The organism is Burkholderia sp. MSMB1589WGS, assembly GCF_001636105.1.
GTDB classification, from domain to species: Bacteria; Pseudomonadota; Gammaproteobacteria; order Burkholderiales; family Burkholderiaceae; genus Burkholderia; species Burkholderia humptydooensis.
Window position 1 is genome coordinate 140,155 of sequence record NZ_LNJT01000001.1, and the last position, 15,203, is coordinate 155,357.

Below are 15,203 nucleotides of genomic sequence, written 5' to 3' on the forward strand. Positions count from 1 at the left end.
CGTTCCGACAGCCATTCATCCGTTCCATCAAAAGGGAGCTCCCGCCATGCTGAAAAAGCTGCTGATGCTGGTCGTCGCACTGTCGCTTTCGCTGACCGCCGCGCTCGCCGCCGCGGTCGAAGTCAACACCGCCGACCAGGCGGCGCTCGAATCGGTGAAGGGCCTCGGCCCGGTGAAGTCGAAGGCGATCATCGACGAGCGTGCGAAGAACGGCCCGTTCAAGGACGCCGACGATCTCGCGAGCCGCGTGAAGGGTCTCGGCGCGAAATCGGTCGCCAATCTCGAGGCGGCGGGCCTGACGATCGGCGGCTCGACGACGCCGCCGACGGGCGCGAAGGCGAAGACGAGCGCGGCGAAGCCGGCCGCGACCACGACGACCGCGACGACCGCAGCACCCGCGCCGGCCCCGTCCGCGACGACGCCCGCCCCCGCCGCGACCGCGCCGGCGACGGCGGCGAGCGCCCCGGCCGCGAAAAAGACCCGTTCGTCGAAGAAGAAGGACAAGGCCGCCGCCGCGGCGAGCGCCGCGGCAGAAGCGAGCGCGCCGGCCGCCGCGTCGTCGATGAAGGCGAAGGGCTCGAGGAAGAGCAAGAAGAACAAGGCGGCGACGCCCGCGTCCGCGGCATCGGGCGCATAAGTCGGGCGCCGCGCGTTGCGCGCGGCGTCTTCGTTCCACCGGCGCCGTTCGCGGCGCCGCCTCAACCTAGCAGGTGAATCATGGGTCTACTCGACATCGTTGGCGGTCTGATCGGCGGCCAAGGCGGCAATCAGAACGCGCTCGTCAGCGCCGCGCTGGAGTTCATCAACAACCAGCCGGGCGGCCTGAACGGCCTCATCGAAAAATTCAAGGCAGGCGGCGCGGGCGACGTCATCGGCTCGTGGGTCGGCACCGGCGAAAACCAGCCGATCTCGCCCGAGACGCTGCAGAACGTGCTCGGCTCGGATACGGTCGGCGCGCTCGCGCAAAAGATCGGCATCGATCCTCAGCAGGTGTCCGGTCTCCTCGCGCAGGTGCTGCCGCACGTCGTCAACGGCGCGACGCCGAACGGCGAAGTGCCGGCGAACGGCCAGCTCGACACGTCGAACGTGCTCGGCACGCTGTCGCAGCTCACGGGCCTGTTCGGCAACAAGCAGGCGTAACCGCACCGCGCCCCCGCGATCGCGGCCGACCGCCGAAACGGCATACGCCGATCGAGTAGGGTGAGGGGTTACCCCCTCAGCCCTCTCACACCACCGTACGTGCGGCTCCGCATACGGCGGTTCAGTTAATGCTCTGGAGGCAATCCACCGTCCGACGGATCGAGATCAGTCCCCGTGCATCGAAGTAGGCATTGGGTAACGCCTGCTTCAAATGGTGAGAACCGGCGTTCCACCAAGGCCCTCGGCCGTTCACGCTCGACTTCCATGCCCGCTCCGGGCGTAGGCCCAGTGCGATCATGTTGCGTGCTCGGGTTCGGGGACGCTTCCACTGCCGCCAGATCTGGCAGCGCAAACGCCTTCGCAACCATCCGTCCAGCCCCTCCAGCCGCTTGTGCTGCTGACTGAGCCGGAAGTAATTTGCCCACCCTCGCAGAACCGGGTTGAGCGTCTGGATCGTCCGTTCAAGGGACCCGCTTCTTCCCTTCAACGTCCGTTCCCGCACCCGCGTCATCAATCGCTTGATGCTTTCCGGTGCAATCCGGATCCGTGCCTGGCCCAGCCTCACCGCCACTCGGTAGCCCAGGAACTTCCGCGTGCTCGGCCGTGCCACCGCACTCTTGGTCTCGTTCACGCGCAGCTTCAAGACCTTCTCGAGATAGGCCCTGATTCTCGCCATGACGCGCTGTCCTGCTTGTTTGCTGCCAACGTAAATGTTGCAGTCGTCAGCGTACCGGCAGAACGCCAGCCCTCGGCTCTCCAGCCTCCGATCCAGATCACTCAGCAATATATTCGACAGCAGCGGCGACAGGGGGCCGCCTTGCGGCGTGCCCTCCGTCCTCGCCTGCGTCACACCGTCCGCCATCATCCCCGCTTCGAGGAAGCGGCGAATCAGCTTCAGCGTCACCTTGTCTTTTACATGCCTCGCAACCCGGGCCATCAGCACATCATGGTTGACTCGATCGAAGAACTTCTCCAGATCGATATCGACCACCCAATGCCGACCACCCTGGACATAGGCTTGCGCCTGACGCACCGCGTCCAGCGCATTCTTGCCCGCTCGGAATCCGTAACTACTCGCCGAGAACGTCGGCTCCAAGATCGGTTGCAATACCTGGTGCAGCGCTTGCTGGATCAGTCGGTCCACCACGGTCGGCACGCCCAGCGTCCTCACCCCGCCTTGCGGCTTCGGTATGTCCGCCCGGCGTACCGCCTGCGGTACGTACCGCCCTTCCAGCAGCGCCTGCTTCACACTCGGCCAGTGCATCTTGAGCCAGTCACCAAGGCCTTCCACGCTCAGCCCATCTACCCCGGCTGAACCCTGGTTCCTCAGCACCCGGCGGTATGCTCGCCTCATGTTGCCGCGTTCCACGACGCGCTCCATCAGCGCGTCGCCCTCCGATTTCGTTTGCCCAGATGTCGCCGTGCCCGTCTCCGCACCCCGCACGCAGCCCGGTGGCTTCCGGCCACCCCTCGCGTGCTCGGCCACTGTCTCCAGCGCTTCTGCATCCATAACAGGCTTCGAGATCATCCGTCCTACTCTCGGCATTCACTGTTCCGGCCTTCGGTCCCGGTCCTCTTCGGCTCTCCGCCTTCGCCTTGACCTACTATGCCTTCTGCTGACTTCTGCTTCCGCGTCCCGCCGCCTCTCGACCTCGGTAGCTGGCCTTACCGCGCCAGCACAGAAACAGATCTCCCCGGGTATTGCGCACTCACCTTCACGCTTATGCCTGTCGGATCTACGTAACAACGTCGGTGCAAGTTTCGGGCTTCGGTGAATTGGGACACCTTACCCAGTCGCTACGCCTCATATCCGCTTCCTGTTCGTCAGGCCAGCGCTTTGCCTCCCAGCTTCCTTCAGACTCCCAGTCACCCGGGAAACCCTTGCCTTCGGCTAACTCTTCCCCTTGCCGGGCGAGTAGAGGACTTTCACCTCCCAGTGAGTGCGCCCTGCCGGGCGCACCCAAAAAAAAGCCCGCTGCGAGAGCGGGCGAGAATCCCAGTCAAGGAGGTGTCACACGAACTACGGACTCAGATTAAGACTCGTCGCCGCTGTGCACAACGAAGCATTTTCGATATCGATATCGTGCGCGCCGCATTGACGGCACGTCGATGCCGCGTCGATGTCGGGGCGACTCCCGTGCCGAACGCGGCCCGCCTCGCGAAACGGGACGGCGCGCGCATCAACTGCCCTGCGCAGTCGCGGGGTCGTCGAAGAAATAATCGCGCCAGGTCTTCGGCTCGTGGCGGATCGCGCCGACGCGATGCATGAACGTCGCGAGCGCAAACGTGTTCTGCGGCGCGATCCTGAACTGCACCTGCGGATTCTTGACGATCTTCAGCAGCAGCGCGCGATCGGCCTTCGAGCGGTTCACGCGCAGATACGCGTCGACCGCGCCTTCCGGGTTCGCCTGCACATAGCGCGCCGCCTGCCCCAGCGCGGCGACGAACGATGCGGCGGAGAGCGCGGCTGCCAGCGCGGCCGCGAGCGAGCGTCGCCCGAAAGGCGATGCGCGTGTCATGACGACTCCATGAATTGCGTCGAGACAGCGAATCTAGGGGTGCGCGCGGGTCAACGAAGCAAATCCGCTACGCTTGTCGGCCGCGGCGATAACGGCGCGCGCCGAACCGGACGCCGCCCGCCGCGCGGCCAGGCCGCGCTCAGGGCTCGTTGCGCAGGTAGCCGTCCTTGCTCGGATCGCGCATCCGCCACGACACGACGAGCGAGATCGCGCACAGCGCGGTCACGTACCAGTAGAAGCTCGATTCGCTGCCGACCGACTTGAACCACAGCGCGACATATTCGGCCGAGCCGCCGAAGATCGCGTTCGCGACCGCATACGACAGGCCGACGCCCATCGCGCGCACCTCGGGCGGAAACATCTCGGCCTTGATGAGGCCGCTGATCGACGTGTAGAAGCTCACGATCGCGAGCGCGACGACGATGAGGCCGAACGCCGCGAACGGGCTCGTCGCGCCGCCGAGCGCATGCATCAGCGGCACCGTGCCGATCACGGCGCCCATGCCGAACAGGATCATCGACATCCGTCGGCCGATCTTGTCCGACAGCGCGCCGAACACCGGCTGCATCAGCATGTAGACGAAGAGCGCGGCCGTCATCACGTTGCTCGCCGTCTTCGCGTGCATGCCGGCCGTGTTGACGAGGTACTTCTGCATGTACGTCGTGAACGTGTAGAAGATCAGCGAGCCGCCGGCCGTGAAGCCGACGACTGTCAGGAACGCGCCCTTGTGCTGCCACACGCCGCGGATCGTGCCGGCGTCCTTCGCCTTGCGCGATTCGCTTGTCGACGTCTCGTCGAGCGACTTGCGCAGATACAGCGAGACCAGCGCGGCCGCCGCGCCGACGACGAACGGAATCCGCCAGCCCCATGCCTTCAGCTCGGCGCTCGAGAGCGTCTGCTGCAGGATCACGAGCACGAGGAGCGCGCAGAGCTGGCCGCCGATCAACGTCACGTACTGGAACGACGCGAAGAAGCCGCGACGGCCCTCCAGCGCGACCTCGCTCATGTACGTCGCGCTCGTGCCATACTCGCCGCCCACCGACAGGCCCTGGAACAGCCGCGCGACGAGCAGCAGCAACGGCGCGAGCGCGCCGATCTGCGCGTACGTCGGCAGCACCGCGATCACGAGCGAGCCGCCGCACATCATCAGCACCGAGATCATCATCGCGGTGCGGCGGCCGTGCTTGTCGGCGATGCGGCCGAACAGCCAGCCGCCGATCGGCCGCATCAGGAAGCCGGCGGCGAACACGCCCGCCGTGTTGAGCAATTGCGTCGTCGTGTTGCCGCTCGGGAAGAATGCCGGCGCGAAGTACAGCGCGCAGAACGAGTAGATGTAGAAGTCGAACCACTCGACGAGGTTGCCCGACGATGCGCCGACGATCGCAAGCACGCGGCGCCGTACGTCTTGCCGCGCGACGGCGGCGAAGGCGGTCTGGTCATTCATGGATGGTCTGTTCCTTGAAGTTCTCTGGATGGCTGGCGGTGACAGTTGCCGCCTTCTTGTTCAACGCGCGCGGTGATACCGGTTCCACCTTGGCGTGGCGGCGATTTTAGCGAAATGTAATGTCTCTGGATGCCCGGGAACGCCCCGATGTCGAAAAATAATTTCCGCTCGACCGGTCATCCAATGAAAACGCGAGCCCGAGGGCTCGCGTTTCGTGCAAGGCGGCGCGCCGCGCAAGCGGCGGCGGACCACGGACGACGCTCGCGACGCCGAGCGCATCGGCATGGGCGCCGTCGACTTCGGCACCAGGCGACTGCCGCGATCGCTGCGACTCGCCCCGCCGCCGTCAGAGCCGTATTTCGGGCGCCGAGTAGCGGCACTCGTAGCGCTTGCGGACCGTCCCCGTCTCGTCGACGCTCTCGAGGAACACGTCGAACTGCCAGAGCCGCGCCATGTGCTTGAGCACCTCGTCGCTGTCGTTCGACAGATGGCGGTTGTCGGTCATGAAGTGACGCAGCGTGAGGCTGCGGTCGCCGCGCGTATTGACCGACCACACCTGAATGTTCGGCTCGCGGTGATGGATGTCGTACTGCCGCGACAGCGCCTGCCGCACGTACTGGTAGCCGGATTCGTCGTGGATCGCCGACACTTCGAGCGCGTCGCGCATGTCGTCGTCGAGCACCGAGAACAGGCGCATCTCGCGGATCAGATGCGGCGACAGATACTGCGCGATGAAGCTCTCGTCCTTGAAGTTGCGCATCGCATAGTGGAGCGCGGGCAGCCACGGGCTGCCCGCGAGCTCGGGGAACCACGCGTAGTCCTCGTCGGTCGGCGCCTCGCAGATCCGGCGAATGTCGCTCATCATCGAAAAGCCGAGCGCGTACGGATTGATTCCGCTGTAGTACGGCTTCGTCACGGGCGGCTGGTAGATCACGTTGCTGTGCGAATGGAGGAACTCCATCATGAAGCCGTCCGCGAGCTTGCCCTGGTTGTACATCGTGTTGAGCAGCGTGTAATGCCAGAACGTCGCCCAGCCTTCGTTCATCACCTGCGTCTGCCGCTGCGGATAGAAGTACTGGCCGATCTTGCGCACGATCCGGATCACCTCGCGCTCCCACGGCTCAAGGAACGGCGCGTTCTTCTCCGCGAAGTACAGCAGGTTTTCCTGCGGCTCGGACGGAAAGCGGCCTTCCTGCTCCTCGTCGGCGAACTCGGGCTTCTTCGCGGGCAGCGTGCGCCACAGCTCGTTGACCTGCGACTGCAGATACGCCTCACGCTCGCGCCTGAGCTCGGATTCCTTCGCAAGCGACGGCTTCTGCGGCCGCTTGTAGCGGTCCACGCCGTAATTCATCAGCGCGTGGCACGAGTCGAGCAGTTCCTCGACGCGGTCGAGCCCATAGCGCTCCTCGCATTCGGCGACGTAGTTCTTCGCGTAGACGAGATAATCGATGATCGCGTGCGCGTCGGTCCACAGGCGGAACAGGTAGTTGCCCTTGAAGAACGAGTTGTGCCCGTATGCCGCGTGCGCGATGACGAGCGCCTGCATCGTCATCGTGTTCTCTTCCATCAGATACGCGATGCACGGGTTCGAATTGATGACGATCTCGTACGCGAGCCCCATCTGCCCGCGGCGGTAGCTCTTCTCGGTCGAGAGGAAGTGCTTGCCGAACGACCAGTGACGGTAGTTGACGGGCATCCCGACCGACGCATACGCGTCCATCATCTGCTCGGCGCTGATCAGCTCGAGCTGGATCGGGTAGATGTCGAGCTCGTACTGCTCCGCGACCTGCGAGATGTGGGTGTCGTACTCCTCGATCAGCTCGAAGGTCCAGTCGGACGGGCACGGCAACGGTTTGCGGTCGGCAACGTTCATACGCGCTTCCTTGAGCCCGCTCGCGGGCGCCTCTGCCTCTGGGTGCTGCGCCGCCGCTTCGGGCGATGCGCCGCGCTCGCGCGCGGCGCGTCCCGACGCTTCGTCGCTCTTGCGCCGCGGCTCGTAGCCGCGCGCTTCGTTGTGCAAGTGGCGTGTCGTCATCAGGTTTCCACGTGCTTTTCAAAGAGCTCCCGGAACACGGGATAAATGTCGGCCGCCGATTCCACTTTCTTCATCGCGAGATGCGGCTGCGACAACGCCAGTTGCGCGTATTCGAGCCACAGGTTCTGCTCCTCGGGCGTCACCTGGATGTACGCGAAGTAGCGCACCTTCGTCAGGATGTCCTCGTCGAGGATCTTGCGGCACTTCGGCGAATCGTCGGTCCAGTTGTCGCCGTCCGACGCCTGCGCGCCGTAAATGTTCCATTCGGTCGGCGAATAGCGCTCCTCCATCACCTTGCGCATCAGCTCGAGCGCGCTCGACACGACCGTGCCGCCGCTTTCGGTCGAATGGAAGAACGTGTCCTCGTCGACTTCCTCCGCGCGCGTGTGATGACGGATGAACACGACTTCGATCCGCTCGTAGTTGCGCTTCAGGAACAGGTACAGCAGGATGAAGAAGCGCTTCGCGAGATCCTTGCGCTGCTCGTCCATCGAGCCCGACACGTCCATCAGGCAGAACATCACCGCCTGGCTCGACGGCTGCGGCATCTTCACGCGATTCACGTAGCGCAGGTCGAACGGATCGATGAACGGGATGCGCCAGATGCGGCCCTTCAGATGATGGATCGCATCCTCGAGCTGCGCGATCTCGACGCGGTGATCGCCCGGCTCCTCCTTCAGCGCGGCGAGTTTCTCCTCGAGCTCGTGCAGCTCGTTGACGAGCGGCGAGCCGAGCGCGATGCGGCGGCCGAGCGCGCTTCTCAGCGAGCGCACGACGTCGATGTTGTTCGGCGTGCCCTCCGCCGCCCAGCCCGCGCGAACGCTCTTCCAGCTCGGCACGGTCAGCAGGTGGGTCTTGACGAGGCGCGGCAGTTCGAGATCGTCGAAGAAGTACTGCATGAATTCCTCGCGGGACAACTCGAACACGAAGTCGTCCTGACCTTCGCCTTCGTTGCTCGCCTGGCTGCCGCCGCCTCCGGCACCGCCGGGCGGACGCGGGATCTTGTCGCCGCGCACGTAATCGGCGTTGCCCGGATGCACGAGCTCGCGCTTGCCGCCCGGCCCGTGCCGGAACGTCGGCTCCGCGATGTCCTTGCGGGGAATCGTGATGCTCTGCGTGCCCTGGATGTCCTTGATGCTGCGATCGCGCACCGCGTCGGACACTGCACGACGAATGTAGTTCTTGACGCGGCGCAGGAAGCGCTCGCGATTTGCAATGCTCTTGTTCTTGCCGGCCAGTCTGCGGTCGATGATTTGATGAAGCACGCCCGGTCTCCCGCTCGAATGTCGATACGCCGGGACGCACGCCGCGCACGCGGGGCTGCCGCAATGCGGGCGGCGTCTCTCAAGGTGCCCGCGCGCGGCCGCGCGGGCGTCGCGTTGCGCGCGTCATGACGACTTGCGCACGCGCAGATACCAGTCGCACAGGAGCCGCACCTGCTTGGGCGTATAGCCCTTCGCGACCATCCGGTTCACAAAGTCTTCGTGCTTGCGCTGTTCCTCCGCCGAGCCCTTCGCGTTGAACGAAATGACCGGCAACAATTCCTCCGTGTTCGAGAACATCTTCTTTTCGATCACGACGCGCAGCTTCTCGTAGCTGACCCACGCCGGGTTCTTGCCGCCGTTCGCCGCCCGCGCGCGCAGCACGAAATTCACGATCTCGTTGCGGAAATCCTTCGGATTGCTGATGCCCGCCGGCTTCTCGATCTTCTCGAGCTCCGCGTTGAGCGCCGCGCGGTCGAAGCTCTCGCCCGTGTCGTGATCGCGGAATTCCTGATCCTGGATCCAGAAGTCCGCGTACGTGACATAGCGGTCGAAGATGTTCTGGCCGTATTCCGAATACGATTCGAGGTACGCCGTCTGGATCTCCTTGCCGATGAACTCCGCGTAGCGCGACGCGAGCAGGTCCTTCACGAACGACAGATATTTCTGCTCGGTTTCCGGCGGGAACTGCTCGCGCTCGATCTGCTGCTCGAGCACGTACATCAGGTGCACCGGGTTCGCCGCGACTTCCGTCGAATCGAAGTTGAACACGCGCGACAGGATCTTGAACGCGAAGCGCGTGGACACGCCCGTCATCCCTTCGTCGACGCCCGCGTAATCGCGATACTCCTGGTACGACTTCGCCTTCGGATCGGTGTCCTTCAGATTCTCGCCGTCATACACCTGCATCTTCGAAAAGAGGCTCGAGTTCTCCGGCTCGTGCAGGCGCGTGAGCACCGAGAGCTGCGCCATCATCTTCAGCGTGCCGGGCGCGCACACGGCCTCGGCGAGCGACGAGTTGCGGATCAGCTTCTCGTAGATCTTGATCTCCTCCGACACGCGCAGGCAGTATGGCACCTTGACCACGAAGATCCGGTCGAGCAGCGCCTCGTTGTTGCGGTTGTTGCGGAACGCCTTCCATTCGGACTCGTTCGAGTGCGCGAGGATGATGCCGTCGAACGGGATCGCGCCGAAGCCTTCCGTGCCCTTGAAGTTGCCTTCCTGAGTCGCGGTGAGGAGCGGGTGCAGCACCTTGATCGGCGCCTTGAACATTTCGACGAACTCGAGCAGGCCCTGGTTCGCGAGGCACAAGCCGCCCGAGTAGCTGTATGCGTCGGCGTCGTCCTGCGCGTATTGCTCGAGCTTGCGGATGTCGACCTTGCCGACGAGCGACGAGATGTCCTGATTGTTCTCGTCGCCGGGCTCGGTCTTCGCGATGCCGACCTGCCGCAGGATGGACGGATAGCGACGCACGACGCGAAAGCGCCGGATGTCGCCGTTGTATTCGTGCAGGCGCTTGACCGCCCACGGACTCAGGATGCTCTTCAGGTAGCGGCGCGGAATGCCGTATTGCTCTTCGAGGATCGGGCCGTCTTCGTCGTAGTCGAACAGGCCGAGCGGCGATTCGTTGACGGGCGAGCCCTTGAGCGCGTAGAACGGCACGCGCTCCATCAGTTGCTTCAGGCGCTCGGCGATCGACGACTTGCCGCCACCCACCGGACCGAGCAGGTAGAGAATCTGCTTCTTCTCCTCGAGCCCCTGCGCCGCGTGGCGGAAATAGGCGACCACCTGCTCGATCACCTCTTCCATGCCATAGAATTCGCGGAACGCAGGGTACACCTTGATGACCTTGTTCGCGAAAATCCGCGACAAGCGCGGATCGTTGCGCGTGTCGATCTGTTCCGGCTCCCCGATGGCCGCCAGCATGCGTTCGCCGGCAGCGGCGTACGCCGATGGATCGTTCTTGCAGAGCGCGAGATACTCCTCCAGCGAGAACTCTTCCTCTCGCGTTTTTTCGAAGCGGTTCGCGAAGCTGCTATAAATATCCATGCTACCTCCTCGCCTGAGTCTGAAGACGATCTTGCCTTCGTATAGATCGTGTCGAAGCAGGACCGTTCGATTTCATCCTAAACCCATTTACTTTTTTTTTCACGAACTACTTCAACGGCCTCGCAGCGGTTTTCAACATTGCGGAAAACGCTGCTTGGAAAGCACTTTCCGCTGCCCTAGAATGGTTCTCCCGCTTCGCACCAACACTGCATCGGCGCTCTCCATTCAGGCAGCGAATCGTCTCGTCCGTTGACGTTCCGGCGCTCGCCGAACCCCTCCCCGCTTCTTTCCACCGCTTCTTTCCATACACGCACGACACGCCGATTGCGACGACAGCGTGAACGCGCCGTTACAAATTTTTTTGCGGTGCGCGCAACAGCGTGATGCCCGTGACGTCGATGCGGACGATTGCGCGCGGTGGACGCGCGTAGGCGACATGCGCGTAGGCGACGTGCGCGTAGGCGACGTGCGCGTAGGCGACATCGCGAATCGGCGGACATCGCGACGCTTCTTAGCGCCGAATATCGAGATAACGATGCCGACCTCCTCGCGCATCGCGCAACGCCTGCTGCGTTTCGCGCGACGAATCCGCGAGCGGCCGGTCGCGATGCGAAAACGCCCGCTGGTGGCGGGCGTCGTCGTTCAATCAAATTGGGGATAGATCGGTGTCCGATACGTTTTCCCGTTCATGTCAGAAGGTCTCCCAATCGCCGTCGCTCGCGGCGGACGCCGCGGCAACCGGCGCGGCGCGCGGCGCAGGCGCGGGTTTCGGCTTGGCCGCCGCGGCCGTGGCCGTGAGCTCGGGCGCAGCCTTCGCGGCCGAAGCGGACGGTGCGGACGACGCGGGCTTGAGCGCCGCGTGCGCCGCCGCCACGGCCGGCGCGCCGGAAGACGCGGCGGCACGCGCCGGCGCAGCCGCGCTCACCGCCGCCCTGTGCGCGACGTGCGCGACGCCGGCCGCTGCCCGCGCCGGTGCATGCGGCGCGTCATCGCGTGCATCGCCGTCTTCGACGCGGAACACCGAGACGGTCGCGCGCAGCCGCGCGGCCTGCTCGTCGAGCGATTGCGCGGCCGCCGCGGCCTCCTCGACGAGCGCCGCGTTCTGCTGCGTGACTTCGTCCATCTGCGACACGGCGCGCGACACCTGGTCGATGCCGGTGCTCTGCTCGTCCGACGCCGCCGCGATCTCGCCCATGATGTCGGTCACGCGTTGCACCGCGCCGATCACCTCGCTCATCGTGCGGCCTGCGTCGTCGACGAGCGTCGAGCCCGTGCGCACGCGCTCGACCGACGTATCGATCAGCTCCTTGATCTCCTTGGCGGCCGTCGACGAGCGCTGCGCGAGGCTGCGCACCTCGCCCGCGACGACCGCGAAGCCGCGCCCCTCCTCGCCCGCGCGCGCCGCCTCGACGGCTGCGTTCAGCGCGAGAATGTTGGTCTGGAACGCGATCCCCTCGATGATCGTGATGATGTCGGCGATCTTCGCGGAGCTCTGGTTGATGTCGCCCATCGTGCCGACGACCTGGCCGACGACCGCATTGCCCTTGTTCGCGATCTCCGACGCGCTCGCGGCAAGCGCGCTCGCCTGCCGCGCGTTGTCCGCGTTGCGCCGCACCGTGCCCGTCAGCTCCTCCATGCTCGACGCCGTCTCTTCGAGCGCCGCCGCCTGCTGCTCGGTGCGCGAGGACAGATCGACGTTGCCCGCCGCGATCTGCCTCGCCGCCGTCGCGATCGACTCGCTGCCGACGCGCACCGAGCGCACGGTGTTGGCGAGGCTCGCCTGCATCTTCGCGAGCCCTTCGAGCAGCAGCCCCATCTCGTCGCGCCGCGCGACGACGATCGGGCGGCGCAGCTCGCCCGCGGCGATCGCGTCGAAGTGGCCGAGCGCGTCGGCGAGCGGCCGTGCGATCGCCGCGCGCAGGCTCAGGAAGCAATAGAGCGAGATCGCGAGGCCGAGCACGAGCGCGACGATGCCGGCGATCCGGCTCGCCGCATATACGCTCTGCGCAGCGCTGAAATTGAGGCTCGCCTGCTTGAGCTGAAACGTGCGCAGCGCCTCGCTCGCGAGCGAGAAATCGTTGAACACGCTCTGCATCCGCTTCGCGGACACGATGATCCTGTCGTGATCGTTCGCGTTGATGAGCTCGACGAACCCGTCGAGCTCGCGCTGCAGGATCTGCCGTTTCGACGCGACGTCCTGCGCGAAGCGGTCCTCCTCCCCGTTGCGCGGCAAGTCGAGGTACTTTTTCCACCATGAATCGGAGACGCCGCGCATGTTGCGCGCGCGCTCGATCGTCGGCGCGGCGTCCGGCGTGCCCGCGAGGAGCGCCGCGCGGTCGAGCACGAGGCGCTCGCGCGCGGCGAACAGCTCGGCGCTCGCGACGTCGATCGCGCTCGGCAACTGGTTCGACGAGGTTTGCTCGTTCGCGTCGTTGGCCTGGCTCATGCCGGTGAGGCCCAGTGCGCCGACGACGCACAGCAGGACGGAAAGGAGCGTCATCGTGACGGCGAGACGCGTCCTGATCGAGATGTTCTTCAGCAGCATGGTTCTTCCTGTGATGCGTCGCAAAGACGAAGGCGGCGGCCCGCAACGGCGAAACGCTTGCTCGGCTACGCCTGGTTTACGGCTTTCGACAGGAAGACTTGATCCGGGCGGGCGTCCGTGTGAAGAAAATCTCGTTCGCCACGGCCACCGGGTTCGACATTTTTCTTTCTTTTTCCTGACGAAGCCCGGTGCAGCGTGGCGCGCGTCAGGACGGGTCCGGCGCGAACGCGTCGAGCTCGGCGAGCGTCGGAATCGACGGCTGCGCGCCCGCGCGCGTGACCGACAGCGCAGCCGCGCGCTGCGCGAACCGGATTGCGTCGTGCGGCGCGTCGCCCGCCGCGAGCCGTGCGGCGAAGCCGCCGATGAACGTGTCGCCCGCGGCCGTCGTGTCGACGGGCGCGACGCGCGGCGCCGGGTAATGGCGCGCGGCGCCGTCCGCCGTCAGCGCGAGCACGCCCTGGCCGCCCAGCGTGACGATCACGTTGCGCGCGCCCGCCGCCGCGAGCGCGCGCGCGGCGGCCTCGGCGCCCGCCGGGTCGCGCACCGGCAGCCCGGTCAGCGCGGCGGCCTCGATCTCGTTCGGGATCAGATAGTCGACGAGCGGCAGCCAGTCGGCGGGCAGCGGCCCGACGGCGGGCGCCGGATTCAGCACGACCGTCTTGCCGAGCCGGCGGCCGGCGGCGAGCGCCGCGCGGACCGCGGCGTCTGGCGTCTCGAGCTGGCAGATCAGCACGTCGGCCGCGGCGAGCGCCGCGCCGTGCTCGGCGATCGATTCGGGCGTCACCTCGCCGTTGCTGCCGGCAACGATCACGATCGCGTTCTGGCTCGCATCGTCGACGACGATGAGCGCGACGCCCGTCGTCGCCGTCGTGCTGACCGACAGCGCGTCGCAGTCGATCCCCTCGGCGACGAGCCCCGCGCGCAGCGCGGCGCCGTGCGCGTCCGCGCCGACCCGGCCGAGCATCGCGACCTGCGCGCCGAGCCGCGCGGCCGCGACCGCCTGGTTGCCGCCCTTGCCGCCCGCCGCCTGCGCGAACGAGCGGCCGGCGAGCGTCTCGCCCGGCTGCGGCAGCCGCGGCGCGCGCACGACGAGGTCCATGTTGAGGCTGCCGATCACCATCACCCTGCCGGCGCGCGCGGGCGCGGCCCGCCCGGCGGCGCGTTCGACGGCGGCCGTCATCCTCGATATCCGGCGTCGGCCGGCTCCACGTAGACGGTCGTCGATTCGCGCAGCACGAGGCGCGGCGATACGACGCGCCGGCGCTGCGGCGCGCCCGACGCGCCGCAGCCGATCCGCTCGATCAGCGTCTGCGCGGCCATCTCGCCCAGCGCGCGCACCGACTGGCCGACCGTCGACAGCGCCGGATACGTGTAGCGCGACAGCTCGATGTCGTCGAAGCCGATGATCGAGCAGTCCGACGGCACGCGAATGCCGCGCTCGGCGGCCGCGCGCAGCGCGCCGAGCCCCATCAGGTCGTTGCCTGCGAAGATCGCGCTCGGGCGCACGGTGTCGAAGAGGCGCACGGCCGCGTGATAGCCGCCGATGCACGAAAAGTCGCTTTCGGCGATCGCGCCCGGCACGATGTCGATCCCGCGCTCGGCCATCGCGCGGATGAAGCCGTGCACGCGCATCGCGCTCACCGCGGTCGACACGGCGCCCGTGATGCAGCCGATCTTCGCGTGGCCGAGTTCGAGCAGGTGGCGCGTGGCGAGATACGCGCCGCGCTCGTGGTCGATCTGCACGAGATCGGCCGCGAGCCCCTCGATGTTCCGGTCGACGACGACGAGCGGCTCGCGCGTGTCGGCAAGCGACTGCGCGAGCACCGCGTCGTCGCCCGCCGACGCGATGATGAGCCCGTCGATGCGCTTTTCCTGCAGCACGCGCAGGTAGTTGCGCTGCTTCTCGGGATCGTCGTCCGAGTTGCACAGGAACACGCAATAGCCGGACAGCGCGCACTGGTCTTCGATGCCGCGCGCGAGCTCGGCGAAGTACGGGTTCGTGCTGTTCGGCACCACGAGGCCGATGGTGGCCGTCGAGCGCGCCTTCAGCGAGCGCGCGACGGCCGACGGCACGTAGTTGAGCTCGCGGATCGCCCGCTCGACCTTGGCCCGCACGTCGGCCGACACGGGCCGCGAGTTGTTGACCACGTGCGATACCGTCGTGAACGATACGCCGGCGATGGCCGCCACATCCTTGATCGTCGCCATT

General features: G+C 66.2%; 11 protein-coding genes and 1 pseudogene. 3 read left to right on the forward strand and 9 right to left on the reverse strand.

Annotated elements, in window-relative coordinates; all coding sequences use genetic code 11:
- Positions 1 to 46: 46 nt before the first annotated feature.
- Positions 47 to 637, forward strand: coding sequence for a helix-hairpin-helix domain-containing protein (locus WT16_RS00660; protein WP_015600333.1), 591 nt, complete (start codon positions 47 to 49; stop codon positions 635 to 637).
- An 80-nt stretch (positions 638 to 717) separates the two neighbouring features.
- Positions 718 to 1,140 (forward strand): YidB family protein, encoded by a 423-nt coding sequence (locus tag WT16_RS00665; protein WP_015601739.1) that lies wholly within the window; start codon positions 718 to 720, stop codon positions 1,138 to 1,140.
- A 121-nt stretch (positions 1,141 to 1,261) separates the two neighbouring features.
- Here WT16_RS00665 and ltrA read toward each other — a convergent pair whose 3' ends face one another.
- The 6 genes and pseudogenes from ltrA to WT16_RS00695 form a co-directional block, all read right to left on the reverse strand.
- A complete protein-coding gene (gene ltrA / locus WT16_RS00670; protein WP_231892007.1) occupies positions 1,262 to 2,650 on the reverse strand; it encodes a group II intron reverse transcriptase/maturase in 1,389 nt (462 codons plus the stop codon).
- A gap of 670 nt (positions 2,651 to 3,320) precedes the next feature.
- A pseudogene (locus WT16_RS00675) lies at positions 3,321 to 3,590 on the reverse strand (ABC transporter substrate-binding protein); the annotation flags it as partial.
- A 208-nt stretch (positions 3,591 to 3,798) separates the two neighbouring features.
- A complete protein-coding gene (locus WT16_RS00680) occupies positions 3,799 to 5,103 on the reverse strand; it encodes an MFS family transporter (RefSeq protein ID WP_063532509.1) in 1,305 nt (434 codons plus the stop codon).
- A gap of 346 nt (positions 5,104 to 5,449) precedes the next feature.
- On the reverse strand, positions 5,450 to 7,138 hold the full coding sequence (locus WT16_RS00685) for a SpoVR family protein (protein WP_009912496.1): 1,689 nt from the start codon (positions 7,136 to 7,138) through the stop codon (positions 5,450 to 5,452).
- A complete protein-coding gene (locus WT16_RS00690) occupies positions 7,138 to 8,403 on the reverse strand; it encodes a YeaH/YhbH family protein (RefSeq protein ID WP_006026635.1) in 1,266 nt (421 codons plus the stop codon). Before WT16_RS00690 ends, WT16_RS00685 begins: the two co-directional genes overlap by 1 nt.
- Positions 8,404 to 8,526: 123 nt before the next feature.
- A complete protein-coding gene (locus tag WT16_RS00695; protein ID WP_006026634.1) occupies positions 8,527 to 10,449 on the reverse strand; it encodes a PrkA family serine protein kinase in 1,923 nt (640 codons plus the stop codon).
- A gap of 535 nt (positions 10,450 to 10,984) precedes the next feature.
- On the opposite strand from WT16_RS00695, the gene WT16_RS35345 reads away from it, so the two are divergent.
- Positions 10,985 to 11,110, forward strand: coding sequence for a hypothetical protein (locus WT16_RS35345; protein WP_269447536.1), 126 nt, complete (start codon positions 10,985 to 10,987; stop codon positions 11,108 to 11,110).
- A 30-nt stretch (positions 11,111 to 11,140) separates the two neighbouring features.
- Here the strand turns inward: WT16_RS35345 and WT16_RS00705 are convergent, their stop codons facing one another.
- The 3 genes from WT16_RS00705 to WT16_RS00715 all read right to left on the reverse strand — a co-directional run bounded on the left by WT16_RS00705 (position 11,141) and on the right by WT16_RS00715 (position 15,202).
- A complete protein-coding gene (locus WT16_RS00705; protein ID WP_063532510.1) occupies positions 11,141 to 12,994 on the reverse strand; it encodes a methyl-accepting chemotaxis protein in 1,854 nt (617 codons plus the stop codon).
- Positions 12,995 to 13,199: 205 nt separating this feature from the next.
- A complete protein-coding gene (gene rbsK, locus WT16_RS00710) occupies positions 13,200 to 14,174 on the reverse strand; it encodes a ribokinase (protein ID WP_006026631.1) in 975 nt (324 codons plus the stop codon).
- A complete protein-coding gene (locus WT16_RS00715) occupies positions 14,171 to 15,202 on the reverse strand; it encodes a LacI family DNA-binding transcriptional regulator (protein ID WP_009912507.1) in 1,032 nt (343 codons plus the stop codon). Before WT16_RS00715 ends, rbsK begins: the two co-directional genes overlap by 4 nt.
- Between the last annotated feature and the right edge of the window lies 1 nt (position 15,203).